This is a genomic window from Dorea sp. ICN-14282 (genome assembly GCF_037890115.1).
GTDB lineage: Bacteria > Bacillota > Clostridia > Lachnospirales > Lachnospiraceae > Dorea_B > Dorea_B phocaeensis.
Genome location: NZ_JBBKBH010000004.1, coordinates 168608 through 193349 on the forward strand (window position 1 = coordinate 168608; position 24742 = coordinate 193349).

Genomic DNA, 24742 nt, shown 5'->3' on the forward strand with positions numbered 1-24742 from the left:
CTTACTTTCGTCCTTCCACAATCTCTGCTTCCGCAAAATATTCCGGCATATGAAAACTTGGAATCTTCGTCGGAATCAGCGCATACGCTGCATAATGTTCCACAGCTGCCGTCTCGGACAATTTATAAAAGTTGCAGGAAAATGTGCTGCCAACTCCCAGGGAAAGCGAGCCATAGACTTCTTCCAGCGCCGTAATCGGCACCCGAAGTGAAACACTCCACTTCCCTTCCTCCATCAAAGCCGTACATTCAAACGCTCTCCTCGTTTCCTTCCCAAAGCGAGTTCGGTAAGTCCGCTCTGTTCCGTACTCCGCAATCAGCGCACCATTGGCATTTGCCTCAAAATTAAGATAGGTAGGCTTCGGCAGCCGTTCTTTGCCCGATTCAAACAAGAAAAACGCTTCCATCGCGCTATCCTGATAAACCGGATCCTGGTCTTTCGTATACGTACGAAGAGGATCCGCCTCTTCACAGATCATTTTCAAATAAAAGCCATCATTCGGCACGAACCCAAGATATCCATAAGTCTTCGGAATCTTCTTTGTTCCCCAAAGCAAGTTATCCACCTGAAACGGGGTCACCTCTTCTAATTCCTCCCGACTCCTGATTGTTTCTACTTTTATAGACGCTGCCATCATAATCTCCCTTTCTCTTTTGACTCCATGACACTGCAACCTTTCCTAATTATAATACTACCAAATCCCCCAACCAAAAACAAGGTTGTCCAAAATTATTTACGAAAATCAAATGTATTTTACAATGTACAAAAAAAGTCGACAATTGTGCTATTGAAATCCTATTCATTATCCCCTATACTTTTGTTAGTCATATTACCGCAGCCCACAGACGGCTGTCAGAAGACAAGGAGGAAAATTATGTCAAAGACAAAAGGACGGGTTACATTACCAAGTGAATCTAACTTTTTAGAAGAAACAAAGGAGATGCTTGACCGTTGGGGCGCCGATGCTCTGCGTGACAGTGACGGAACCAAACTGGACGACGACATCAAGTCTTTAGACGCCAAAATATATACGACTTATTTCGTTGCAAGGGGACACAACGAATTTGCTAAGCAGCACATGGACGAATGCCAGCAAATGCTTTTAATGTCCAAGCACAATCTGGCCACCGGCGACACGCTCTCCATCGACTTTCTGGATGGATATTACCGCGAGCAGGTTGTTGCCGACTACGTTCACGATCCAAAAAAATGGTGGGAAATCATCGACCGCACCACAGGAGGTGTCGTACCTGCTTCCGACTGGGAAGTAGATCAGGAAAATGATCTGGTTACCATTAAGAACGCAAAACCATTCCACGAATATACAGTATCCTTCTTCGTGTATGCGATCTGGGATCCAACACAGATGTATAACCACATCACCAATGACTGGGGCGATAAGCCGCATGAAATTCCTTTTGATGTGCGCCAGCCTAATTCCGGTGCCTTCGCAAAGGACTACCTGAAACAGTGGCTGATCGATAACCCATCTACCGACGTGGTTCGTTTCACTACATTTTTCTATCATTTTACTTTGGTATTCAACGCAGATGCCAAAGAAAAATTTGTAGACTGGTTCGGATACGGCGCAACGGTTTCCATTAGAGCACTGGAAGAATTTGAAGAAGAATACGGTTATGCATTAAGACCGGAGGACATTGTGGACAACGGCTATTACAACTCCACCTTCCGCGTACCGACCAAAGCATATCGCGACTATATGGATTTCATCCAAAGATTCGTTGCCAAAAAAGCAAAAGAGCTGGTAGACTTGACCCACGAGGCCGGAAGAGAAGCGATGATGTTCTTAGGTGACAACTGGATCGGAACCGAACCATATGGGCCATATTTTGAAAGCATTGGTTTGGACGCTGTCGTTGGAAGCGTGGGTGGCGGCGCGACCTTACGTCTCATCTCCGACATTCCTGGCGTAAAATATACCGAAGGACGCTTCCTTCCATACTTCTTCCCGGATACTTTCTATGAAGGAAACGATCCTTGCATCGAAGCCGTGGATAACTGGCTCAGCGCAAGACGTGCACTGATGAGAAATCCGGTAGACCGGATCGGTTACGGCGGATACTTAAGCCTCGCTTATAAATTCCCGAAATTCGTGGATTATATCGAAAAGGTTACCGATGAATTCCGCCTGATTTACGATAATGTAAAGGGAAAGAAACCTTACTGCGGACTGAAAGTTGGCATCTTAAACTCCTGGGGCAAGATCCGCTCCTGGCAACCGTACATGGTTGCTCACGCGCTGTGGTACAAACAGACTTACTCCTACTTTGGTATTCTGGAATCTCTAAGCGGTGCGGCTGTTGACGTACAGTTCTTAAGCTTTGATGATATCCGGGAAAATGGAGTTCCTGCCGACATCGATGTCATCATCAATGCCGGTGACGCCGGAACCGCATTCTCCGGCGGCGAAGAGTGGCTGGACGAAAAACTCACCACCACAATTCGTGAATGGGTATATAACGGCGGCGGTTTCCTGGGCGTTGGCGATCCAACCGCAGTTCACCACGGCGGCCGTTTCTTCCAGCTTGCTGATATTATGGGTGTGGACAAGGAACTTGGCTTCACATTGTCTACCGACAAATACTTTAAGACAGCTTTAGACGCTCATTTTATTACCGAAGATCGGATCTCCGACTTTGATTTTGGCGAAAGCAAGCACGACATTTATGCTCTGAGCGCTAATACAGAAATTATCGAATACTCTAACAACGAAGTACATATGGCATCCAACCGCTATGGCAAAGGACGCGGCGTTTACATCTCCGGTCTTCCTTACAGTTACGAGAACACTCGCCTCCTGATGCGTGCAATGTTCTACGCAGCAGGAAAAGAAGACCAGTACCACATCTGGTATGCCGATAACTTAAATTGCGAAGTAAATGCATATCCAGAGAGTGGAAAATATGCAATCTTAAATAACTCAAATGAAACACAGACCACAAACTTCTACGATGGCGACGGAAATTGCGAAAGCATTACGCTGGAACCTTGCGAAATTTTGTGGCGGTAATACGTCAACGGGGACGGAGTTTTTTTCAAAAAACTCCGTCCCCGTTGACATTTTTCCTACAATTCAAACACTTCCAGATCATCCGGCACATATAGATTACCATGGTAGTATCTTCCGCCCTCTTCTGTATACAATTTCTTTCTCTCGCTCAGATGTGTCTCTTCCGTATGATATAGCAAAAGATTCGGAACGCCCAGTTCTTCTGCCAATTGGCAGGCTTCTTTTACCGTACTATGATGCTTTTCGTAAGGCTTAAATTTATCTGCCTCATCAAACAGGCAGAATGCTTCATGGAGAAGCCAGGTGCTTCCTTTCACGTATTCATAATTCGCTTCATTGTATGGTTCATCTCCCACACAGGTAAACTTATCCCCATTTTCCACCGTCATAGTAAAGCCAAACTGCTTTGCTTTTGTGGACATGATATCAAAAAATGTCACGGTTTTTCCAAGGATTTCGCGTTTATCCCCATTTTCCACTACATCAAACTGAATTCTTTCCCCCATGTGTTTACAGACCTTTTGCTGAATGGTCAGGTTCGCAATTGTCTGAATCTTCTCAGCCAATTCTTTATGACAATAAATTCGTAAATCCCCGTCATATTTCCCCTGGTTCATCCGCTGTCCAATCATACGAATCAGCCAGATCACTCCCAACACATGATCAATGTGTTCGTGGGTCACAAAAAGATCGTGAATCTCTCCCAGTTCAATTCCAGTATCCTTCAAAACTTTCAGAATCCGGTTTCCGCCTCCTGCGTCCACCAGGAAACATCTCTTCTCCTCATCCGTCAACGCAAAACAAGTATTATAACATTCTGATACCGTTGCATTTCCCGTTCCCAGTATTGTCAACTTCATCTTTCTCCGCCTCCTTTTATCTTAAAACCGTTTTATCCGTTTTCCTAATTCGGAAAAACCGCCATCACATAAGTAATGGCGGTTTTACATCCACATTCGTATCAATATTAGTCCTGTACGTATGGCATTAATGCAATGTGACGAGCTCTCTTAATTGCTACTGTCAATGCTCTCTGATGCTTTGCACAGTTTCCTGTAATTCTTCTTGGAAGAATTTTTCCTCTTTCAGAGATGTATTTTCTTAATTTTGCTACATCCTTGTAATCGATTTCGTTATTCTCTTTTCCACAGAATACGCATACTTTTTTTCTTCTGCGTCCGCCGCCTCTTCTCTTGAAGCCGCCTTCTGGACGATTTCCTTTATCGTAAGCCATCTTGCTTTACCTCCTGAATCTTAGTTGAACGGTAATTCTTCATCAATTCCATCTGGAATATTCATGAAGCCGTCACCCGCGTCAGATACTGGTGCTGGTGCCGGTGATGGAGCAGCATGGAAACTTCCCACATTGGCATCGCTCGCAGCTTTGCTCTCTGCGAATTCCTGTTCTTCTACAACAACTTCTGTTGTATACACCTTCACGCCATCCTTGTTCGTATAGCTTCCTGTCTGAATGCGTCCGCAAATTGTAACGCGAAGTCCCTGACGATAATATCTCTCAGCATGTTCTGCCTGTCTTCCAAAGGCCACGCAGTTAATAAAATCTGCACTCGCCTCTCCATCACGCTTAAATCTGCGGTCAACAGCCAGGGTATATCTTGCAATCGCCAAAGGATTTTCTCCCTGTGAATATCTCACTTCAGGATCTCTTGTTAAGCGTCCCATCAAAATTACTTTATTCATATAAATACCTCTTCTTCCTGCTTATGCTTCCTGTCTAACGCATAAATATCTGAGCACGTTGTCCATGATGCGAATTCTCTGTTCGATTTCGCCTGGAGTCTCAGCATCAGACTCGAAGTGGATGAAATAGTAATATGCTTCTTTCATCTTCTGAATCTCGTAAGCTAATCTCTTCTTACCCCATTCATCGACATCAGAGATCTTGCCACCGAAACGCTCTACTAAAGCCTTTACTTTTTCGATAACCTGAGCTCTCTCGTCATCTTCGATTTTTGCACTGACAACAACAGCTAATTCATATTTGTTCATGTCGTCTGCACCTCCTTCTGGTCTTTTGGCCCCCGCTCAACTTATGTGGGAGCAAGGATTTTACTGCATTTACACACAGCAAATTTATCGTATCACAATTCAGTATAATATCATACTCTTCCATCCGTTTCAAGCTTTTTCTTTAAATCCTTTGTATTTTTCTCTACGATTCGGCGGGAAATCATAATTTGATGTCCGCATCCTCTGCATTTCAAGCGAAAATCCGCTCCAACACGCAGGATTTCCCATTCTTTGCTTCCGCATGGATGCTGCTTTTTCAACGTAACAACATCTCCAACTTCATAATTATATTGATTCATTACTTTTTCACCTGCTCTTCTTTTTCCAGAACTCCCCGCACAACAAAACGATGCTCGTCACTGGCGCTGGTACAGGTTGACAACGTCACAATCTTATCTTCTGTCGTAACCTCTACGCCAGTATCATACATAGCCACCTCTTTCGTCATATCCAAAAATGACTGATACGCTTCTTCCGACTCAAATGACGTCAAATAAGTATCCGAAGTGTCTTCCACCTGACCTACCGAATAAATATGATACGTCAGCTTTCGTCCATCCAATGTATAAATATAGAAGTACGGATTCTTTTCCCAAAATGACTTTGAATCATAATCCTGTAAATGCCGGAACATAGACCCATCCTTCATACGGTGTCCATATATAATACTATTCTTATCCGAATAATCGGAAAGGTTATCCACATTCAAGAAAATAGCTCCCAGCGTATTTTCATTTGCCGTAAAGGTCGTCTTCAAATACTTTTCGTTATCCTGTCCCTGTACAATCGGATAATTAATCTGAGCCGGTTCCGGCGTAAACCGAATCCAGCCGATCGTATCCGGATTCATTTTTAAAAGCTCTTCAAAATTTACCTGAAATCCATCACCAGTCTCTTTATCCGCTTTCTTCTTATCCGTTGTCACTGCCAGTTTTCGCACTTTATCGTACTCACTGCGTCCCTCATGGTAGCCTTTGAAGATATTAAACAGCTGAAATGCTGACACGCAAAATACAATAATTGCAACAACTAAGATAATATTAGAAATCAGATTGCTCTTCTTTTTTCCTTTTTTCTCATCCGCTTTTTTCCCCGATTTCTTTCCTGATTTCTTTTCCGCTTTTTTTCCATGGGAATCTGCTTTTTGATGAATACTTCTTGACTTCGTCTCGCGTTCCGGATGGATCCTCGTCTGTTTTCTTTCCTTGTTTTTCTGCTCCGCCGTCTGTCTCGTAGTTCTTCCTTCTTCCGTCTGACCCGCCGTTCTTGCAGCTGGTCGAGTTGCCCGCTCTCCTGTCGGGCGGCTTGCTCGTTCTCCTGCCGGACGATTTGCCCGCTCTCCTGTCGGGCGGCTTGCTCGTTCTCCTGCCGGGCGAGTTGCTCGTTCTCCTGCTGGTCTTGAAGCCTTCTTCGCTTCCCCTGCCGGTTGCGTCGTCTTTGGCCGATGGCTATGTTGCGCTTCTCTTGCCGCCTTAATACTGGTTCTATGCGGCACATCCTCCCTGCTTCCGCCCCCGCTTTGTAGTGCCCTTCTATTCTTATCTCTGATTTTCTCGTCTTCCTTCATATCTACTCCCCACTACTTCTGTTCCATGATTTCTACAATTGTCTTTTCTGTCTCTACCATTCCCGGAGATGCAATCATTCCCATATATTGCATGGTATCCTCCGGTGTCCTTCCATTAATCCCATGAATATGTTCAATACAAATGCCTTTTTTCGCCATATCCGCTGCTCGAAATGCTGCGTCAACCGCCACAATACCTTTCATTGCGCATCCATGATTTCCGCCATCGCAAATCATTCCCGTAAGGCCGCTCGCCATATTTTGAATTACATTCGTAAATGCCTCTTCCTCTGCGCCCTGCAGATAGGCAAGCCCGCACGCCATTCCTGTTCCCGCTGCAATTCCACAGCCGCAAAATGCCGAAAGCTTCCCGGAGTACTCTTTTATATACATCGTAATCAAGTAACTAAGCGCCGTGGCTCTAAGAAGCGCTTCTTCTGACACACGCTCCTTATGCACCTTCGCATATGCATACAATGGCATCGTCGCAATAATTCCGTGGGCTCCACTTCCTGTAATACTCATTGCCGGACGGCTAAGTCCCAATACCCTGGCCTCGATCGCTCCATTACAAAGAAGCTGTGCTGTACTTTGTGCATTTTCTGAGATCAGCTCCTGCCCATTTTCCTCTAAAAGCATCGGCGTAATCGTCGTCCGCTTTGAACGAATTCCTTCCTGCAAAAGTTCCAGATTCATGGTAAATGCATCCCCGATAAATGCTATTTCTTCTGCCGGAACTTCCCGTACATAAGAAAGAATCTGCGCCAGCGTATAGCGGTGAATGACCGGTATGTCGCTACCAGTGCCTATTCCCTTACAATCGGCTTCCGAAAAAGCTCCCGCGACTTTCTCCGGCTCTTCTTTCTCCTCTACTTTTGCATCTTCTTTCATCTGCCAGATGCAGATTCCGTTTTTCACAATCTGTACAATATTTGTATGACTTCCACGGATACTGACCACACAGTTATCCGTCTCGGTCTCTACCCTTGCATCAATCGTGATCTCTGATCCGATGTGATCTAAAACCACCTCAACCTTTCCATCTGCAACCATCTGCTCCGCCAGCACGTCACCCTTCGGCGTAACTGCATCCAGTGATTCTAATCCTTTCTTAGCATCTGCTGCCACTGCGCCAAGTGCTGCCGCATATAAATTTCCAAAATGGGAAGAATTTGGAATTCCACATGTAAATGCATTTTTATACATTCCTGAATTCAATGCTACATGGACCTTTTTCACTTCTCCCGCAACATGGCTCTTCGCACTTGCCACTGCAAATGCAATCGCTCCCGGCTCCGTCACACCAAGCGCCGGACGCATATCCGCTCGAATCAATTCGGTTAATTTCCTCATTGCAATCCCCTTTCTACCCTTTCCGCGGGCATAGCTGCGCAAAACCTCCGGTTTTCCTCGCTCGCTTCGCTCCTTCTGCGGGCATAGCTGCGCAAAACCTTCGGTTTTCCTCGCTCGCTTCGCTCGCCAGATCGAAAGGCATGCCTCTCTTTGCGCAAGCGCAGCCGATGCATGCCTTCCGGCCTGGCTCTGCCCTTTCCGTACATTGTAACACATCTAAAAAAAACTTTATATAATTTTCTAATAAGTTTATGCGTAGTTTATTGACTTTCCCACGTCTCATCGTATGATGGAAGATATGATAGAAATGGCTTCTTCCATTTCAGACTTGAGGAGGTTCAGACATATGAAAGATAAACTAATACGATTTATGGCCGGAAGATACGGTATTGACTCATTTGGGAAGTTCACCATCTTTACAGGATTAATCGCTGCACTTCTGTCTAACTGGATGGACAGCTTCCTGCTTTCACTGCTTGCCTGGTTCTTAATCATTTATTCTTATTATAGAATGTTTTCCAGAAACACCTACAAGCGTGCTACAGAAAATCAGCAGTATCTGAGTAAAACCTATAAAATTCGCAGCTTCTTTGGACAACAGAAGAATCTGATGGCACAGCGCAAAACCCATCACATCTATAAGTGTCCTACCTGCCGCCAAAAAATCCGTGTTCCAAAAGGAAAGGGACGCATTGAAATCCGCTGCCCCAAATGTAATACTACATTTATCAAAAACAGTTAGGAGAACCTGAAATGTTTGGTTATATTGCAATTAATAAGGCGGAAATGAAATTCAAAGATTTCGATATGTATCAATCCTACTACTGCGGACTTTGCAAACAGCTAAAAGAATGTTATGGCAAGAGAGGTCAGATGACTTTATCCTATGACATGACTTTTCTAGTCGTTCTGTTAACCGGATTGTATGAGCCTGACACCAGGCTTGACACAATCAGCTGTATTGCACACCCACTGGAAAAACACGCTGCCAGAACCAATTTATATACCGATTATGCAGCCGCTATCAACATGATTCTCTGCTATTACAAATGCAAGGATGACTGGGAAGACGAGCACAAGCTGAAAAGCCGTGCCGCCGCGAAAGTTCTATCCCCTTGCATTCGGGAAATCGAACAGAAATATCCCCAAAAGGTTGCTGTCGTGACCCAGAATTTGCAGGAAATTTCCAGACTTGAGAAACAGAATGAACAAAGTATCGACCGGATGGCCGGACTATTTGGAAATATTATGGCGGAATGCTTTGTCTATCAAAAAGATGAATGGGAACCTTATCTTCGGAAAATAGGATTCTTTCTTGGGAAATTTATTTACTTAATGGACGCATATGAGGATGTTGAGGACGATCTCGCATCCGGGAACTATAATCCGTTAAAAAATGATTTTCAGAATAATAAAAATTTCGCTGAAGATTGTCGAACACTCTTAACTCTGATGATGTCGGAATGTTCCAGAAGCTTCGAGAAACTTCCCATTCTCCTGCACGCCGAAATTCTCCGCAACATTCTATATTCCGGCGTGTGGTGCCGGTACACAGCAGTCACTGCCAAAAGGAAAAAGCAGCAGGAAGAAGCAGCAAATCCATCATCTGCCACCAAAAATCAGAATACAGGAGAATAAAAAATGTTAGATCCATACAGCATCTTAGGTGTATCACAAAGTGCCTCCGACGATGACATCAAAAAAGCTTACCGCTCGCTCAGCCGGAAGTATCACCCGGATGCCAATATCAATAACCCCAACAAAGATCAGGCTGAAGCCAAATTCAAAGAAGTTCAGCAAGCCTATCAACAGATTATGAAGGAACGGGAATATGGAACTTCCAATGCTTCCGGCAACTACGGTTCTTCCGGCGGATACGGCAGCTACGGCGGCGGATATGGCGACTTCGGAGACTTCGGCGGTTTTGGAACCTTCCGAGGTTTTAACGGTCAATATCAACAAGCCGGATCTGGCGCCGCAGAAAGTGAGGACGAGCTCCATATGCGGGCTGCCTTTAATTTTATTAACAGCGGACATTATCAGGAAGCTCTGAACCTGCTAAATCCTATCACTAGGCGAAATGCGCTCTGGTATTACTACAGCGCGCTTGCCAACTCCGGTGCAGGTAATAACGTTATCGCCCTGCAGCACGCAAAAGAAGCTCTTCGGCTGGAACCGGACAACATGCAGTATCAAATGCTTGTGAACCGATTTGAGCGCGGCGGCATCTGGTATCAGGAACAACAAGGACCTTATCAGACAACCTTTACCGGCGGCGGAAATTTCTGCATGAAGCTTTGCATCGCCAATCTGGTCTGCAATCTCTGCTGCGGAGGCGGCGGTCTTTGCTGCGGAGGCGGAGTTCCAACCGGCGGAAATTATATCTAAAACAGAGAGGAGTGATCTTCCATGTTAGATTATCTTGTACTATATCAAAGCGAAACAGGCAATACCCGGAAGCTTGCTGCTACTATTTTTTCGCGCCTTCCGGGCAACTCAAAAGACCTGATCGATATCACCACTGATAAAACTATCCCGGAAGCCAAAATCTATTTCATAGGCTTCTGCGTTCATCAGGGTACCTGCAGCATGACCGTCAGCGATTTCCTAAGCAGCTTAAGCGGCAAGCAAATCGCTCTGTTCGGCACCTGCGGAATGGGCGATTCCCCAGAATACTACCAGGCTATCTCCTGCAGCGTCAGCGCCTGGATTGAATCTGACAATCAGTATCTGGGTTCTTTCCTTTGCCAAGGGCGGATGCCTCAACAAGTACGCAAAAAATATGAAACGCTCCGCACACCGGAAAACGCCGAAAAAATGGATTTTTGCATCCGCAATTTCGACGATGCCCTCACCCATCCGGATAGCCTGGATTTTGAACATGCGAAGGTATTTGTGGATAGAATATTAAAGTTAATTGGGGACGGAGTTTTTTGAAAAAACCTCCGTCCCCAATTAACTTTTACCCTGTCCCTAAATAGGCAATTCTAAATAAATATCTCTTCCTTCTTTAATAGAAATTACAACTTTTCCATGTTTAATTGTAGTCACTGCCCCTTCCACAGACACTACCGGAGCCTCTGCCGGGGACTCTTCCTTAGGTTCTTCTGCGGACACTTCCTGGATTCCCTCCACATTATCCACAGTCAATGGGGAAAGTGAATCACTCGTCTTTGTAAGCTTTGCTCCCAGGACTTGCTCAATTGTTAAACAGCCCTCCAAATTCAACAACCCAGAATCAACCAACTCATCAAAGATCGCCGGATCTTCTAAGTTCGCCGGTTCAATCGTGATTCCCGCTTCTGCTCTGCAGCATAATACCGCCGGATCCTTTGCATGATTTTTCGCTGTTTCCGCTGTAATAGACATACTAATTACCTCCTCTATTTTATACACTAGTTTCAGTATATCGACCACACACGCAAAAAGCCAATTGATTTTTAGTATATCTGTTAGTACTTATTATGATGTTCTATACTACATTGGGGACGGAGTTTTTTTCATTTGTACACGTCCCCAATTAACTTTCACCCTGTCCCTAAACAGGCAACTCTACAATATTATTTTTTTCTTTTTGCCCGCACTGCCATTCCAGCTCCGAACATCGCCAGAATTAACAGCACACCCCAGGAAACAACATTAGCCGAATCTCCGGTTTTCACCGTACCATTTCCACTTCCGCCATCTCCCTGGCTATTACCGCTGCCGCCTTGATTACCTTCATTATTTTGACCATCTCCAGCATCCGGTACTACAACCGTTAGTTTTGCACAAGCCTCTCCGCCGTCGCTATAAACAAATGCAACCGTATAAACACCTTCCGCGAGGCTGTCTAAATACTCCGGTCGAACTAGGATTGTCATATTTTCTGCATCAAAGGTATATTGAGATGGGTCAACTACGACACCGCTTATCTCTAAATGATCAAACTTACCTTTACTGATTTTAAATGTAAGACCTTCTTTCGAGCCTCGTGTCCACTTGCTGTCGCTTCCTTCCAGCACCTTATAACCTTCATTCTCCTTTAATTTCAGATTCTCCAGTGCATCTTCCAGCATTTTTACGGCTTTTGCAATCTCGCTCTCTGTTGCCTCCTGATCATCATAGACTTTCTGTGCTTCAGAGAATGCTTCCTGCATCTTTTCTACTGTTTCTTCTGTATACTTAGAAACCTCTACCTTAGACGCCCGCTCAATTACTTCTGCCAGCTTGCTCTTATCTGGCGCCGTTGCTTTCTTTTCTGTAAACTGCCATTCATCGATGCTCATCAGATTATCTTCCTTGGAATCTCCGTTAAACACAAAGAAAACATTATGTGTTCCTGTCAGGCCTTTTACTTCGCAGCTTAACTCCTTCCAGGATCCATCTCCTGCTGGAATGTCAAGTGTTCCCACCACTTCTCCATCCGGTGAATCAACTCTAAGCTCTATCGTTCCTCCTGCCTCAGATGCAACTTTCGCTGTGAAGGATGCTGCTCCCTCCATTCCAAAATCTGCACCGGCCACTGCTGCCCAGTCTCCAGGGTTAATACCGGTTACTTTTCTATTGTTTACCGCTGAAAGTCCATTTCCTTTTTCTTCACAGTCTTCCACCTGTATTCCAGACTGCCATGCAATGGTTTCTCCTGCAGTCTTGGCATATGGATCTATTGTGTGAAGCTGGCTGATTCCTTCGCGATCGGCAATAATTTCCTTAATGCCTCCGTCTGCATAATAGAATACCTCATTAATATGTGTGGATCGATATCCTTTCTCAATACCCATTGCCTGACCCAGCGTCTGTGCATGATAGGTGATATAGGATTTTCCGTCAAAGTTAAAAATAGCATGATGATTGTTGCCGCCTACACCAAAGTATGTATGCGGATTCTGCAGAATTTCTCCCTTGTACTCATATGGTCCCATCGGATTATCACTTACCATATAGCAAATGTTTCCATATCCCGGATATCCTGCTATCGCTGAATGATCACCCGCAAAATTAGAACAATAGGTATAATAATACTGGTCATTAACCTTGTGAATGCCACCATCCTCAAACATACACGGTGCATCGATCATCACAGCTTCGCCTTCAACGCTGGTCATATCATCTCCCAGCTTCATCACTCTTGCCGTCTTTGGATTCAGGCAGCTTGCATTATCCTTGTCGTTTGGAATTCCTCCGCCGAACACTAAATATCCAGTTCCATCATCATCCACCATAACAGCCGGATCAAAAATCCAGGTAACTCCCTGTGCTCCTGGTGTGCTGGCATCTACAAGTGCTTTTCCATTTGGATCTCTAAATGGTCCCACCGGAGAGTCTCCCTCGAGCACTCCGATGCCGCCTCCGCCATTACAGAAATACAGGAAGAATTTATCTTCTCCATTAATTTTCTTATAAGCTGCTGCCGGAGCCCAGGAATTATTTGCCCATTTAGCCACTCCATTTTCTCCCGCCACCTGAACAAATCCATGATCTGTCCAGTTCACCATATCTGCGGAAGAAACCACATGCAACTTATTAATCTTACTGTATGTATTATCAATCAAATTTCCTTCGGCATCATACTCGAACTGGTCGGCTGTCATATATAAGTAAACCCGGCCATCATAAGTAAGCGCAAATGGATCCGCTCCAAAATCATAATCAATAACTGGATTTGAGTAGCCTGGGATTTTTGCCAATGCACTCGTTTTCAGCTTTGTCATAGAGATATTGGACACTGCCTGGTCTACATTGTAGCTTACATTTCCTCCTGCCACTTTTACATAGTCTGTACGCACTGTTACCGTCTTATCTTCGGTAAGATAATCCGCTAATCGCAATGTTACCGTTGCAAATTCCTGTCCTTCTGTATTGTTGTAATCAACTTTATCCCCTGTAACTGAAAGAACCAGTCGTCCATTCAAGTAAGAATAAGAAGTATTTCCTGATACATTTTTGTCCTGGAAAGCAACATCTGCCACTCGGAATTCTTCTGGAATATTCATAGACATCTCAATTCCGGAATACTCTCCATCCGGAAGTGCGTCCATTTGAATCGGGAGCTTCACCTCTGCATTTGCAATTCCTGATACTCCTTCGATATCCTCTAACGATACATTCAATCCTGTCGGCGCACTTTCTTCTCCCATATCTCCCACGTGGAAATAATCAAAATCTGCATATCCACCGGCTTCTATAGTCGCATAATTAAATAATCCGAAGCGATATCCCATGAAATGCGGAAGCGTATATGCCATCTGCAGAGTATCGCCAATCTGAGACCACTCTTTTCCGTCCAGGCTATAAAAGAATACCGCTTTATCCGTCTTCTGTTTAAAGTCCATATCTGCACGCAAATAAACTCTCTCTACAGAAGGATCAAGTTCTACCCGTTCGATCTCATTTCCATTTGGGTTATCATCACTTTCCGTCTTCACCATAACCAAATATTTGGTTCCGCCTTCCATCTTGACTCCGACGTATCCATAATGCTTTTGGAATGCAGCAAGACCTGCTACATCACCATTTTTCATGCCTGAAACCTCCAAAGCCACATCGCCGGAACAAGCTGGTCCATATGTTCGCTGTGTCAAAGTATTTCGAGCTTCAACAATATTCGTCACAACATTTCCCGTTGTCAGACGCAGATAACCATTTCTCTCTGTCAATGACCAGTTATTATTATTTGGATTGTGATTCCACTGCCATTCCAGCTTCAAATTTGATCCATTATAATCGTTCTCGCCATTTTCAATCTGCTCTTCTTTTGGTTCTTCGACAATTGAGACATCATCTACATAGAAATCCATTAAATCCTTCCGCTTATCCTGTTCTACTGTCCATGTCGTCTCAAGAAATGCACAGACATCTGACATATCTGCATCTGCCGGAATCTTGTAGCTTCCTTCTATCAGTGTCCATTCATTTTTCTTTACCGTTGCAATTTGGGCATTTTTAAACGTTCCATCTCCGTAACGGAAGGTAAATGCAAAATCTCTGCTGTCTGGTCCTGATGTATATTTTACTTTCGCAGCAACCTTATACTTTCTGCCTGCATTCACCTTACCTGTCAAGTTCTGCATCGGACCATTTCCTGTTGCCACTCTGTCTTTTGCCAATACACTGTATGTTCCTGATGCTGCATCTGTATCTGTAACTTCTAAGTTCCCTTTGCCATCCTGCATCTGCCATGGGGCTAAACCAGATTCAAATCCACCGTTTTCAATAATACCGTAATTCGCTTCATAACTGCAGGATACGTCATCCACATAAAAATCCATCAGATCCTTGTCCTTGGAAGGCTCTGGTACCCATCCTGTCTCAACAAAAAGTCCACTATAAGACATATCTGCATTGGCCGGAATCGTACAGCTTCCCTGAATTGTCGTCCACTCTCCTTTTTTCACTTCGGCTGTGGCCGCAATTTCAATTCCATCCCATACATTTCCATCTTTATTATTCTGAATGCAAATATTAAAAGTCCTAACGTCTGGCCCTTCATCATACTTTACTTTGGCGCTGACATTGACTTTCTGTCCAGCCTTTATTTTGCCGGTAATCACCTGCTTTGGACCTGATGCGGTCAACGTTCTATCCGTCACTTTTACAGCCTTTTCTCCACTTACAATCACATCTGTTACTTCCGTAAGTGTTCCCGGCTGCTGTGTTGTCCAGCCTTTCGTTCCTTCTTCAAATCCGCCGTTTTTCAGCACTTCGACTATTTCTTTCTCTGCCTTATTTTCTTTATTCTTCACTGCCTTTTTTGGCTCTTCAGAAGATTGAACAACCGCATCTTTATCCGAATAAACTTTTCTGGTTTCTCCATTATAGAATTCATCGGATACTACAATATTCTTCTCATCACTTGAGACTCCCGGAATCTTCATAACTGATTCTGCTTTGCCATTCTCATCACCAAACACCGGCCAGCCATCTTTCCATTCCACCGGAACCAGCACCGGAACTCTTCCGACTGATCCGTGATCCTGGAATAAATATGAATACCACTTTCCGTCTTTCGTCTCTACAACTCCGCCCTGGGCAACCCCAGCTTCATCCATCTTGCCATCGAACTCTAAGCCTGAATCAAAGATCTTTCTGCTCTCCCAGCCTTTTGAATCAAGCGTTTTCGATCTCCAGCAGATCTCCTGGCGGCGTCCGCCGCTTGGCCATTGAATCATAAACAGATAGTAATAATCCCCGATCTGATATGCGTGAATTCCTTCTGAAACATAATTTACCGCACCATTAACCGGATTTCCTTCGTTATCAAGTGCTGTATGTTTAATTAATGTAGATTCTTCTCCAAAAGAAATATCTCCATTTTCATCTTCTGACAATTCTCGGCAAAGAGCGGTACCGCTTCCATACACTACATACATCTTGTCTTCTGTCGTAAGAAGAGAAATGTCATGAAGATATCCCTTAAACTCTGACTTATGCCATGGTCCATTTTCAATATCCGCCGTAGAGTAGATATACGTCTTTCCCGTACTTAAGCTTGCAAAAGTCACATAGTATTTTTCTTTAAAATACCGAAGACTTGCTGCCCATGAACCATTTCCGTAATCGCTTTCTCCATTTCTCAACGCCAGCTTGTCTTCATCTCCCAAGGTATCATAGACATAATTGACAATTTCCCAATTAACCATGTCCGTAGATTTCATAACTGGGCATCCTGGAGACAAATGCATGGTTGTGCTTACCATATAATAAGCGTCTCCCACACGGATTACATCCAAATCTGGAACATCTGCATAAATAACCGGATTTGTAAACGTTCCATCTCCATTATCCGAAGACGAAGACGCTTCCAAATAATTTACGGGGAGTAAACTACATATCATGGCTAGAATAAGCAGAATACTCGCCACCCCCCAGTATTTTCTCTTTCTTTTCATCCTTTTTCCTCCTTTTCCTCCTTTTATAAAAAAAATTTCATTTTATATCTACAATAGCACCGGGCTATTTTATTTTAAATAGATTTTTTTTGGAAGTTTTTTCATTTTTTTTGTGATTCAAAGAATTTAAAATTTCCGTTAGATTTAGTTAGATTCTTTCCTTAAATATATAAAAAGAGACCAAAATCTCCTCTAAAGATTTTGGTCTCTTTTTAAAGGCGCCAACCAGATTTGAACTGGTGATGAAGGTGTTGCAGACCTCTGCCTTACCACTTGGCTATGGCGCCTTGCTACCGACCTCTTTAGTATAGCAAATCTTTATAACATAGTCAAGTTTAACCTCTTCTATTTTCTATATAAATACTATTTTTCTTTTTCCAACGCCTGACGTGTCTTATATACATTCTCAATAAATACATCCTGCATTTTCAGCGCAATTTTCGTCACAACTACGTCCATGATCGCGATCATCGCTATTCTTCCATTAGTATATGTGAACTCATTACTTTTAATACCGATTCTTCAACCCTTTTACAACTCAAACTTCCCCGCCAGCCGCTTCCACGTCGGCTCTGCCTCAAACTTTCTGTCAAACCATTTCCCATACCAGCCGATCAACATCCCATTGCATCCCGCAAGTACAACCGTTCCGGGGCCGATCCCTTCTATTTTATGAAGAAGCAGCAACGATACCACGATCACCACCATACAGAACACAACAAATAATAGCCCCTGTACAATATACTCTGCCTGTCCAAATGTAAGAAAATCAAACTTTAAACTAACGATATAAGCCGGCGCAACTACCATGGACAATCCAAAATCCGCCGCTGTCAGCATTGCTGTTGCAAGTGCTAAAATCACCGTCCCAATCAAATAGACAATTTCACTGCTGATCTTCCATTTTTTCATAAGCATATCCCCATAAATTCTCTCACTGGTTCCTGCTTCATCATATCATCCGCCCATCCTGTTGCACAAGAAAAAACACGGAAATCTTTTTCAAGATTTCCGTGTTCCTCAAGAGGCGCCAACCAGATTTGAACTGGTGATGAAGGTGTTGCAGACCTCTGCCTTACCACTTGGCTATGGCGCCAAATGACTCCAACGGGAATCGAACCCGTGTTACCGCCGTGAAAGGGCGATGTCTTAACCGCTTGACCATGGAGCCATATATTTTATTCTTAAAACGTGACCGTGTTATACTATAACATAAGTTCTATATATTTGCAAGATGTTTTTTACATTTTATTTGTATTTCTTGATTTTTTTATGCGCTTCCATTTTATTTTCGATTGACAAACCTCCATAAATTCGATATGTTGAAAGCAGATTCGATTTATAGAAGGAGTTCTGATTATGAAATCACTAGTATTAGCAGAAAAACCATCCGTTGCCCGCGATATCGCACGAGTGCTGAGCTGCCACAAAGCTCTGCCTGGCGCAATCGAAGGCAGTAAATATATTGTAACCTGGGCTCTTGGCCACCTTGTAACACTGGCAGACCCGGAAGAATACGACAAGCAATTCAAAGAGTGGAATCTTTCTTATCTCCCTATGATTCCCGATCACTGGAAGCTGGTAACCATCAAACAGACATCCAAGCAGTTTCAGCATGTGAAATCTCAACTTTTCCGCAAGGATGTCTCAGAAATTATTATCGCAACAGATGCCGGACGCGAAGGAGAGCTTGTCGCAAGATGGATTCTTGAGAAAACCGGCTGTCATAAACCCATCAAACGTTTGTGGATCTCTTCTGTCACGGATAAAGCAATTCGGGAAGGCTTTGCGAATTTAAAGGATGGCCGCCAATACAACAATCTTTATTCTGCCGCTAAAAGCCGTGCCGAAGCTGATTGGCTGGTTGGTATCAACGCAACCCGCGCGCTGACCTGCAAATATAATGCGCAGCTTTCCTGCGGACGTGTTCAGACGCCTACTCTTGCTATGATTGCCAAACGCGAGGATGAGATCCGTTCTTTTCAGCCTCAGGAATATTATGGTCTGAAAGCGGTCACTGACGCGGCTTCCTTTTCCTGGCAGGATTCTAAGCATGGAACGTCCCGTTCTTTTCATAAAGAGAGGATTCAAAATCTGCAGTCACTTATAAACCACTCCGATCTTACCATCACCGATGTGCAGAAAAAAGCAAAAAAGATTCCCGCTCCCGGTCTCTATGATCTGACAGAACTTCAAAGAGATGCCAACAGACGCTTTGGATTTTCTGCCAAACAGACACTGAACATTATGCAGCGTCTATATGAAAACCACAAGGTTCTGACTTATCCTCGAACGGATTCTCGTTATATTGGAAATGATATTGTTCCGACCCTCAAAGAACGGTTAAAAGCCTGCAATACAGGACCTTACAAAGCTTATATTCCAGCGCTTCTAAAAGCCCCTTTGAAAACCTCGAAAGCATTTGTCGATGACAGCAAGGTCAGTGATCACCATGCAATCATACCTACCGAAGAATCCGTTCCACTGACACATATGACGAACGAAGAGCGGAAAATTTATGATTTAGTCGTACGCAGATTTATCAGTGTTTTCTACCCGGCATCCGAATATGAACAGACGACCATCAAAGCATCTGTCAATGGAGAAACATTTACTGCTAAGGGACAGGTCGTTCTTGCCGCTGGCTGGAAAGCCGTCTATGAAAGTCTGGACCTTCCCGACTGGGAAGATGATTCTGACAGTGATTTTCCTGATGACAAAGAAGCGCAAAGCAGTTCTCTCCAAAGGCTCCCCAAGCTGACGAAAGGTGATACTCTTTCCATACGCAGGCTATCTATGACCACCGGGAAGACAACTCCTCCGGCAAGATTTACAGAAGGTACTCTTTTATCCGCCATGGAAAATCCCGTAAAATATATGGAGTCTAAGGATGCGCAGGCTCGCAAAACCCTCGGTGAAACAGGCGGCCTTGGAACCGTTGCCACTAGAGCTGATATTATCGAGAAATTATTCCACTCATTTCTGATCGAAAAGAAGGGCAGCGAACTTCTAATCACTTCCAAAGGACGCCAGCTTTTAGAGCTTGTTCCTGAAGATCTTAAAAAGCCGGAACTGACTGCCAAATGGGAAATGAAGCTGTCTAAAATCGCTCAAGGATCCCAAAAGGATCGAGCCTTTATTGAAGAAATCCAAACCTATACAAAGGAACTGATTTCCGAAATCAAGACAGCTGACGGAACCTTCCGCCACGATAATTTAACCAACAGCAAATGTCCTCGCTGTGGAAAACGAATGCTTGCCGTCAATGGCAAAAATGCCCGCCTTCTGGTCTGCCAGGATCGTGAATGCGGCTACCGCGAAACCATCGCACGCACAAGCAATGCCCGGTGTCCAAACTGCCATAAGAAAATGGAACTGATCAAGAAGGGCGATGAAGAAACCTTTGTATGTCAGTGCGGATACAAAGAAAAACTGTCCGCTTTCAAAAAACGACGGGAAAAAGAAGGCGCCGGTGTTTCCAAAAAGGATGTTCAAAAATATCTGAAGAAACAAAAGGATGAACCCATCAATAACGCTTTTGCCCAGGCTTTATCTGGAATTAAACTAGACTAATGCATACAGCCTTCAGGAGGAAACACATTCTCCTGAAGGCTGTTGTTCTTAACGTTCTATTTTTTTAATTTTGAATAATAGGAATCCGCAGTATATAATGCTGCCGCCGGATTATGACCCAGCACTCTATCCTTCGTTACGGCAGTCGTTGTTAACGCTTCCGCATATTTATAAAATAAGCTGTCATGCCCCACGCACAAACCAACCACCACATTTAGATCCGTCTTCGCTGCATTCAGCATCTTTGCCTGAAGAATTGGATTACACATATTCTCCCCTACACAATTACATCTTTCCGGAATTCCTACAGAAGTCTTTTTCTGTACTCCTGCTTTACAGGTAATTCCAAATACCTCAAATCCCCGATTTCTTAAAATAGATGCTAATATTCTGCTCTCCTTCAGCAAGCCAACACAGGTCGCAATACCGATCTTCTTGGCTCCTATCTTTTCGGCAAATGCAATAATTTCCTCTACCCTTGTATACTGACAGTAATGATCTGCCTCCACCTCTGCTGCGGCGACCATGACCTTATGATTCTCATCCTCTGTATAGCATCTCATGGCTCCTTCCAATATCTGTTCATCCATATGAGTCGTCAAACAGAATTCTGGATATTTGCTGTCCATTTTATCACAGTTTTTTACTGCGCAATCAATACATGACATTTCCGTCTTTTCCATTTCTTTTTCCTTCCTTTCCTCTTTTCTTTTGTTTTCTCTTTTTTGTTTCCGTGCATGACTATTTTCTTTATTCTTTGAGAAATCACTAATTTCCCGTGATTGATGTCAGCCCTCCCTTCTGCATTTCATACGCAACGATTAAATCCACCACCTTGTCATAACTTTTTACGCCATCACTCTGGCCATTTGCTTTCAAGTACGTATCATTAACCTGATTTGCCACTTCCGCCACTTTCGTATCATATTTTCCCCAAAACTTGCTATTTTCCTCCAAATCAACCTCTGTCTGAGGCGATAACTCTGCACGAATCGTTTCCCAGGAATCATACTCCACTTGATAAAGTACATTCATACAATAAATCCACCCCATCAAAGATCCACTGTATTGAAACTCCTTATAATCCGACTGACTGGACGAAAGATATGCAATAAAATTCGCCTCTTCCTCCTGCATAAATCCACGAAGATGGGAGAGTTCATGGCATGCTGTAAAAGGAATATTATAAGCTGGCATCTCCGTATTATAATTGGCTTCAACGGTAAACGGAGAATATACTCCTGTCAAATTCTGTATCGATAAAATCCAAGGAAACAGAAGCCCCTTCGGCTTTGGATAACAGCCGGAAAGTACTTCATATACTTTCCCCTGCGCTTCCATCGTTTCCACCACCTGTCGGTCTATCTCCTCTGAAAGGATCATAGTTCCATCCTCCCCGCGCGATACTTGATTTGCAGTTTCATTGACCTTTTTTGTCAGTTTTCGACATACCGTCTTTAAATCTTCCACCGTATAAGATGGAATTTCCAACCCAATATTTTCCGCAAAGGATTCCCGCTGATAATTCACACCGCAATTTACCACATATAAAAAATACAGTACCGACATCAGGAAAAAAACACTTCTTCCTCCAGTCCTCCTCTTATAAGTACCGAAAATTCTTCTAACGAATTGATAAAGAGCCGCAAAAATCAAAAGGTACAGCAGACTTTCTGATACAGAAATCGGTATCATTCCCATTGCTCTTCCAATTACATTTACAACTCCCTGATAAATGTGTACACTATACCAATGTGCAAACTCACTTGAACATCTGGCTGTTATTATTAAAGCAGACGCTGATAATATCAAACAGATACTCCATTGATTCATTCTGCTTTTCATCCATTCCTGCATCCACCTACTCCTATTCTAACTCCTGTAATACGCTATCCATTCACTCTGCGGCACACTGCCAAATCCGTCCTCCTGAAGCTTTTAATTTCCCATGAAGCGGAATCGTAATCGGATCCTTAATATGACCTGCCCGCACGTTTGCAATAATTGGAATGTCAATTCCTTCTAATGCATCCTGTACCAATGCCATCGCACTTCCCGGTCGCCCTTTCGTGTCACAATCCGTTAAAGCGCCAATCAAAATCCCCTTCACATCTTGTAGCTTTCCAGCCATCCGAAGCTGTGAAAGCATTCCATGAAGCCGATATGGCATTTCTCCTACTTCTTCCAAAAATAAAACTTTACCCTTCGTATCAATCTCGTATTCCGTTCCCATTAGTCGACTAACAAGGGTCATGTTGCCACCCGTTACAATCCCTTCAAAATCTCCTTCCCGAAGGACCTGAAAATCTTCCCCATTCAGATTTTTTAGTTCACGCTCCCGCTCCACGTTTTCGATTTTATCCCAGAATTGCTCGAAAGCTTCCGCTGTCGTTGGCCGTTTCTCGCTATAAAGCGCAGGGCTATGATAGGTCACAAGCCCTGATTTTTGGCCAATAGCCAAATGCATCGCTGTAATATCACTAAAACCGGTAAAAACCTGCCGATTCTTTTTGATTGCATCATAATCTAAATAATCCAAAAGGGACATGGTTCCATATCCACCCCAGATACAAAAAATCCCCCCGCAGTTTTCATCTTGAAAAATCCGGTTCAGCTTTCCTGCCCGTTCTATCGGCGTCCCATGACGAAATGCCATATCATCAGCGACCCTTACTTGCAGACCCTTTCCTTCTAAAAAAGAAACCGCCGCATCAACTCCAGCCTCCGTATATGCATTTGCCGGATCAATCAGACACACCTGATCTCCTTTTTGTAATGATCTCGGATAAATAATCTCCTGCATAAATAAACCTATCCTTTCTTTTTCACAACTTCTCTACCTGAAAGCTTATCTATTATCTAGATATTTGATAAACTCTTTTACTGCTTTAGAACATTGCCTTTTATCAGGCATAGCAATACCGATTTTCCGATAAGCGGCATTTCCAGCTTTTTTATCACAATTCGATAAGGAATTCTTTGAAGAACTAAACTAGGTAATATACTAATACCAAGTCCTGCTTCAACCATCGACATAATGGCATAATCATCCCATGTTGTAAACCTTATATCCGGTTTTAATTGGTTCTTTCTAAAAATATCCGAGACAACAATATTTTTATCTTTTTCAAGCAATAGAAAAGGCTCCTTACACAATGCAGCCATAGGAAATACATCTGCCTCTGCCATCGGATGCGCTTCCGGGAGCACAACCATTAATTCATCCTGTGCAAGAAACATAGTCTCAAACTGTGACAGCGTCGGCAGCCTTAAAAATCCAAAGTCTACACGTCTCTCAATAATCCATTTCTCAATTTCTGTATAGTCTCCTAAAAGAATCTCATATTCAATCTGCGAATAATCATTCTGAAAAGCTTTTATCACCTTGGGGAGCCAATGTGTCGCCACACTGGAGAAAGTACCAATGCGAATAAGCCCTGCTTTCAAACCATGTAAATCGTCTACCTTAGTTTGTAATTTTTCATATTCTGCACAGAGACTCATCGCATAGGGCACAGCTCCTTTCCATCAGAAGTCAGCTGAACTCCAGCGCGGTTCCGTTCCAACAAAGTCACATTCCATTCCTTTTCCAGATCAGAAATCATACGACTGATTCCAGACTGGGAATAATTTAGTACCGCAGCAGCTTTTGTAAAATTTTTATATTCTACGGCTTTTACAAAAGCCAAATATTTTTGCAAATTTACATCCATAAAATATATTTCCTTTATTTAAGTTGAAAGCATGTATATAGGATGAGAATTATTCGTTTTTATTATCTATGAAATTATGCTACACTATTAACAAGTCATAGCGCAATGACAAATTTTTATGTTTATACGGAGAAGAAAAATGTTTTATATTAGCGAAATTATGACAACAGCACCTGACGAATATAAGAACCATCTGCAGCAGGAGACTTACAAAGCCCTGGCACAGCTGAAAATCCCCTTTGATCGTGTAGACACAGATGAAGCTATTTTTTGCTCCCGCAGAACTGATGGAGGAAATGCTGGGTAATAAAATCGGTGCTGCAACCGTATTTGGAACACTTTTAGACCTGGATAGAGATGTACAGGTAATTATCGACAAAGACGTTGCAAATGAAGACTATTACGGATGCAGCGACGGAACAACTACCTGTTACCTTAAACTCCGAACTGCAGATATTATTGATAAGTTTTTACCATTTTCCAAACATAAACCCGTAATTATCGAAATACAAATACCCCTAGAAAAAGCTGCCATGTTGAGTTCTTTGAACATGGCAGCTTTTTCAAAAAAACAATTCTCTTTTTTTAAATACAGAAAAACCGC

The 24742-nt window shown here is 43.3% G+C and carries 22 protein-coding genes, 3 tRNA genes and 2 pseudogenes; 8 read left to right on the top strand and 19 right to left on the bottom strand.

What is annotated here, in order from left to right; all coding sequences use genetic code 11:
- Position 1 precedes the first annotated feature (1 nt).
- Positions 2 to 637: a carbohydrate-binding family 9-like protein gene (locus WKT00_RS10960; protein WP_244094152.1), complete on the bottom strand. Its 636-nt coding sequence runs from the start codon at positions 635 to 637 to the stop codon at positions 2 to 4.
- Positions 638 to 874: 237 nt separating this feature from the next.
- Here WKT00_RS10960 and gnpA point away from each other — a divergent pair, with 237 nt between their 5' ends.
- Entirely contained in the window at positions 875 to 3031 is a 2157-nt protein-coding gene (gene gnpA, locus WKT00_RS10965; RefSeq protein ID WP_340263656.1) for a 1,3-beta-galactosyl-N-acetylhexosamine phosphorylase, read from the top strand.
- 56 nt (positions 3032 to 3087) lie between these two features.
- Here the strand turns inward: gnpA and WKT00_RS10970 are convergent, their stop codons facing one another.
- The 7 genes from WKT00_RS10970 to WKT00_RS11000 form a co-directional block, all read right to left on the bottom strand.
- Positions 3088 to 3891 (bottom strand): MBL fold metallo-hydrolase, encoded by an 804-nt coding sequence (locus WKT00_RS10970; RefSeq protein WP_340263658.1) that lies wholly within the window; start codon positions 3889 to 3891, stop codon positions 3088 to 3090.
- Between the two features lie 107 nt (positions 3892 to 3998).
- Positions 3999 to 4265: a 30S ribosomal protein S18 gene (gene rpsR / locus WKT00_RS10975; protein ID WP_101695879.1), complete on the bottom strand. Its 267-nt coding sequence runs from the start codon at positions 4263 to 4265 to the stop codon at positions 3999 to 4001.
- 20 nt (positions 4266 to 4285) lie between these two features.
- Positions 4286 to 4732 carry a single-stranded DNA-binding protein gene (locus tag WKT00_RS10980; RefSeq protein ID WP_101695878.1) on the bottom strand — a complete coding sequence of 149 codons (447 nt, stop codon included), beginning with the start codon at positions 4730 to 4732 and terminating at the stop codon, positions 4286 to 4288.
- A gap of 21 nt (positions 4733 to 4753) precedes the next feature.
- Positions 4754 to 5041 carry a 30S ribosomal protein S6 gene (gene rpsF, locus WKT00_RS10985; RefSeq protein ID WP_101695877.1) on the bottom strand — a complete coding sequence of 96 codons (288 nt, stop codon included), beginning with the start codon at positions 5039 to 5041 and terminating at the stop codon, positions 4754 to 4756.
- Between the two features lie 110 nt (positions 5042 to 5151).
- Positions 5152 to 5361: a DUF951 domain-containing protein gene (locus tag WKT00_RS10990; protein ID WP_101695876.1), complete on the bottom strand. Its 210-nt coding sequence runs from the start codon at positions 5359 to 5361 to the stop codon at positions 5152 to 5154.
- The gene (gene srtB / locus WKT00_RS10995) at positions 5361 to 6629 is read right to left on the bottom strand and encodes a class B sortase (RefSeq protein WP_340263663.1); all 1269 of its coding nucleotides are present in this window, start codon (positions 6627 to 6629) and stop codon (positions 5361 to 5363) included. Before srtB ends, WKT00_RS10990 begins: the two co-directional genes overlap by 1 nt.
- Before the next feature lie 12 nt (positions 6630 to 6641).
- A complete protein-coding gene (locus WKT00_RS11000) occupies positions 6642 to 7982 on the bottom strand; it encodes an L-cysteine desulfidase family protein (RefSeq protein ID WP_340263664.1) in 1341 nt (446 codons plus the stop codon).
- Positions 7983 to 8328: 346 nt separating this feature from the next.
- Here WKT00_RS11000 and WKT00_RS11005 point away from each other — a divergent pair, with 346 nt between their 5' ends.
- Genes WKT00_RS11005 through bilS form a run of 4 tightly spaced genes read left to right on the top strand, consistent with a single transcriptional unit; the run spans position 8329 to position 10919 of the window.
- Positions 8329 to 8724: a hypothetical protein gene (locus WKT00_RS11005; RefSeq protein ID WP_340263665.1), complete on the top strand. Its 396-nt coding sequence runs from the start codon at positions 8329 to 8331 to the stop codon at positions 8722 to 8724.
- 11 nt (positions 8725 to 8735) lie between these two features.
- Positions 8736 to 9620 (top strand): DUF5685 family protein, encoded by an 885-nt coding sequence (locus tag WKT00_RS11010; protein WP_101695873.1) that lies wholly within the window; start codon positions 8736 to 8738, stop codon positions 9618 to 9620.
- Between the two features lie 3 nt (positions 9621 to 9623).
- Entirely contained in the window at positions 9624 to 10370 is a 747-nt protein-coding gene (locus WKT00_RS11015) for a DnaJ domain-containing protein (protein WP_101695872.1), read from the top strand.
- A 21-nt stretch (positions 10371 to 10391) separates the two neighbouring features.
- Positions 10392 to 10919, top strand: a complete 528-nt coding sequence (bilS, locus tag WKT00_RS11020; protein ID WP_101695871.1) for a flavodoxin family protein BilS — start codon at positions 10392 to 10394, stop codon at positions 10917 to 10919.
- 155 nt (positions 10920 to 11074) lie between these two features.
- On the opposite strand, the pseudogene WKT00_RS11025 reads toward bilS, so the two are convergent.
- From WKT00_RS11025 to WKT00_RS11050, 6 genes and pseudogenes are all read right to left on the bottom strand, one after another.
- Positions 11075 to 11351, bottom strand: a pseudogene (locus tag WKT00_RS11025) (sugar transporter); the annotation flags it as partial.
- A 191-nt stretch (positions 11352 to 11542) separates the two neighbouring features.
- On the bottom strand, positions 11543 to 16852 hold the full coding sequence (locus WKT00_RS11030) for a family 43 glycosylhydrolase (RefSeq protein ID WP_101695869.1): 5310 nt from the start codon (positions 16850 to 16852) through the stop codon (positions 11543 to 11545).
- A 216-nt stretch (positions 16853 to 17068) separates the two neighbouring features.
- Positions 17069 to 17139 (bottom strand) — tRNA-Cys (locus WKT00_RS11035).
- 244 nt (positions 17140 to 17383) lie between these two features.
- Positions 17384 to 17764, bottom strand: coding sequence for a hypothetical protein (locus WKT00_RS11040; RefSeq protein ID WP_101695868.1), 381 nt, complete (start codon positions 17762 to 17764; stop codon positions 17384 to 17386).
- A gap of 113 nt (positions 17765 to 17877) precedes the next feature.
- Positions 17878 to 17948: transfer RNA gene (locus WKT00_RS11045), tRNA-Cys, on the bottom strand.
- 3 nt (positions 17949 to 17951) lie between these two features.
- A tRNA-Glu gene (locus tag WKT00_RS11050) sits at positions 17952 to 18023 on the bottom strand.
- A gap of 188 nt (positions 18024 to 18211) precedes the next feature.
- Here WKT00_RS11050 and WKT00_RS11055 point away from each other — a divergent pair.
- Positions 18212 to 20425, top strand: coding sequence for a DNA topoisomerase III (locus tag WKT00_RS11055; protein ID WP_101695867.1), 2214 nt, complete (start codon positions 18212 to 18214; stop codon positions 20423 to 20425).
- Positions 20426 to 20481: 56 nt separating this feature from the next.
- On the opposite strand, the gene WKT00_RS11060 is transcribed toward WKT00_RS11055, so the two are convergent.
- The 5 genes from WKT00_RS11060 to WKT00_RS11080 all read right to left on the bottom strand — a co-directional run bounded on the left by WKT00_RS11060 (position 20482) and on the right by WKT00_RS11080 (position 24138).
- The gene (locus WKT00_RS11060) at positions 20482 to 21108 is read right to left on the bottom strand and encodes a DUF1847 domain-containing protein (protein WP_101695866.1); all 627 of its coding nucleotides are present in this window, start codon (positions 21106 to 21108) and stop codon (positions 20482 to 20484) included.
- Positions 21109 to 21193: 85 nt separating this feature from the next.
- Positions 21194 to 22282: a DUF3810 domain-containing protein gene (locus WKT00_RS11065; RefSeq protein WP_101695865.1), complete on the bottom strand. Its 1089-nt coding sequence runs from the start codon at positions 22280 to 22282 to the stop codon at positions 21194 to 21196.
- A 40-nt stretch (positions 22283 to 22322) separates the two neighbouring features.
- Positions 22323 to 23228 (bottom strand): S66 peptidase family protein, encoded by a 906-nt coding sequence (locus WKT00_RS11070; protein WP_101695864.1) that lies wholly within the window; start codon positions 23226 to 23228, stop codon positions 22323 to 22325.
- A 77-nt stretch (positions 23229 to 23305) separates the two neighbouring features.
- A complete protein-coding gene (locus WKT00_RS11075; RefSeq protein WP_200816261.1) occupies positions 23306 to 23929 on the bottom strand; it encodes a LysR family transcriptional regulator substrate-binding protein in 624 nt (207 codons plus the stop codon).
- Positions 23926 to 24138, bottom strand: a complete 213-nt coding sequence (locus tag WKT00_RS11080; protein ID WP_200816260.1) for a LysR family transcriptional regulator — start codon at positions 24136 to 24138, stop codon at positions 23926 to 23928. Before WKT00_RS11080 ends, WKT00_RS11075 begins: the two co-directional genes overlap by 4 nt.
- 139 nt (positions 24139 to 24277) lie before the next feature.
- Here WKT00_RS11080 and WKT00_RS11085 point away from each other — a divergent pair, with 139 nt between their 5' ends.
- Positions 24278 to 24445 carry a proline--tRNA ligase gene (locus tag WKT00_RS11085; RefSeq protein WP_242962688.1) on the top strand — a complete coding sequence of 56 codons (168 nt, stop codon included), beginning with the start codon at positions 24278 to 24280 and terminating at the stop codon, positions 24443 to 24445.
- Positions 24435 to 24742: pseudogene (locus WKT00_RS11090) on the top strand (hypothetical protein); the annotation flags it as partial. The gene WKT00_RS11085 and the pseudogene WKT00_RS11090, both read left to right, overlap by 11 nt.

Bases quoted from the DNA above. Each gene is read 5' to 3' on its own strand.
- rpsR (WP_101695879.1), bottom strand. From the start codon at position 4,265: ATGGCTTACGATAAAGGAAATCGTCCAGAAGGCGGCTTCAAGAGAAGA.
- WKT00_RS11080 (WP_200816260.1), bottom strand. From the start codon at position 24,138: ATGGATGTAAATTTGCAAAAATATTTGGCTTTTGTAAAAGCCGTAGAA.
- WKT00_RS11030 (WP_101695869.1), bottom strand. From the start codon at position 16,852: ATGAAAAGAAAGAGAAAATACTGGGGGGTGGCGAGTATTCTGCTTATT.
- srtB (WP_340263663.1), bottom strand. From the start codon at position 6,629: ATGAAGGAAGACGAGAAAATCAGAGATAAGAATAGAAGGGCACTACAA.
- WKT00_RS11010 (WP_101695873.1), top strand. From the start codon at position 8,736: ATGTTTGGTTATATTGCAATTAATAAGGCGGAAATGAAATTCAAAGAT.
- rpsF (WP_101695877.1), bottom strand. From the start codon at position 5,041: ATGAACAAATATGAATTAGCTGTTGTTGTCAGTGCAAAAATCGAAGAT.
- WKT00_RS10980 (WP_101695878.1), bottom strand. From the start codon at position 4,732: ATGAATAAAGTAATTTTGATGGGACGCTTAACAAGAGATCCTGAAGTG.
- WKT00_RS11070 (WP_101695864.1), bottom strand. From the start codon at position 23,228: ATGCAGGAGATTATTTATCCGAGATCATTACAAAAAGGAGATCAGGTG.
- WKT00_RS11015 (WP_101695872.1), top strand. From the start codon at position 9,624: ATGTTAGATCCATACAGCATCTTAGGTGTATCACAAAGTGCCTCCGAC.
- WKT00_RS11065 (WP_101695865.1), bottom strand. From the start codon at position 22,282: ATGCAGGAATGGATGAAAAGCAGAATGAATCAATGGAGTATCTGTTTG.
- WKT00_RS11075 (WP_200816261.1), bottom strand. From the start codon at position 23,929: ATGAGTCTCTGTGCAGAATATGAAAAATTACAAACTAAGGTAGACGAT.
- WKT00_RS10970 (WP_340263658.1), bottom strand. From the start codon at position 3,891: ATGAAGTTGACAATACTGGGAACGGGAAATGCAACGGTATCAGAATGT.
- WKT00_RS10960 (WP_244094152.1), bottom strand. From the start codon at position 637: ATGATGGCAGCGTCTATAAAAGTAGAAACAATCAGGAGTCGGGAGGAA.
- WKT00_RS11040 (WP_101695868.1), bottom strand. From the start codon at position 17,764: ATGAAAAAATGGAAGATCAGCAGTGAAATTGTCTATTTGATTGGGACG.
- WKT00_RS11085 (WP_242962688.1), top strand. From the start codon at position 24,278: ATGTTTTATATTAGCGAAATTATGACAACAGCACCTGACGAATATAAG.
- bilS (WP_101695871.1), top strand. From the start codon at position 10,392: ATGTTAGATTATCTTGTACTATATCAAAGCGAAACAGGCAATACCCGG.
- WKT00_RS11055 (WP_101695867.1), top strand. From the start codon at position 18,212: ATGAAATCACTAGTATTAGCAGAAAAACCATCCGTTGCCCGCGATATC.
- gnpA (WP_340263656.1), top strand. From the start codon at position 875: ATGTCAAAGACAAAAGGACGGGTTACATTACCAAGTGAATCTAACTTT.
- WKT00_RS11060 (WP_101695866.1), bottom strand. From the start codon at position 21,108: ATGGAAAAGACGGAAATGTCATGTATTGATTGCGCAGTAAAAAACTGT.
- WKT00_RS10990 (WP_101695876.1), bottom strand. From the start codon at position 5,361: ATGAATCAATATAATTATGAAGTTGGAGATGTTGTTACGTTGAAAAAG.
- WKT00_RS11000 (WP_340263664.1), bottom strand. From the start codon at position 7,982: ATGAGGAAATTAACCGAATTGATTCGAGCGGATATGCGTCCGGCGCTT.
- WKT00_RS11005 (WP_340263665.1), top strand. From the start codon at position 8,329: ATGAAAGATAAACTAATACGATTTATGGCCGGAAGATACGGTATTGAC.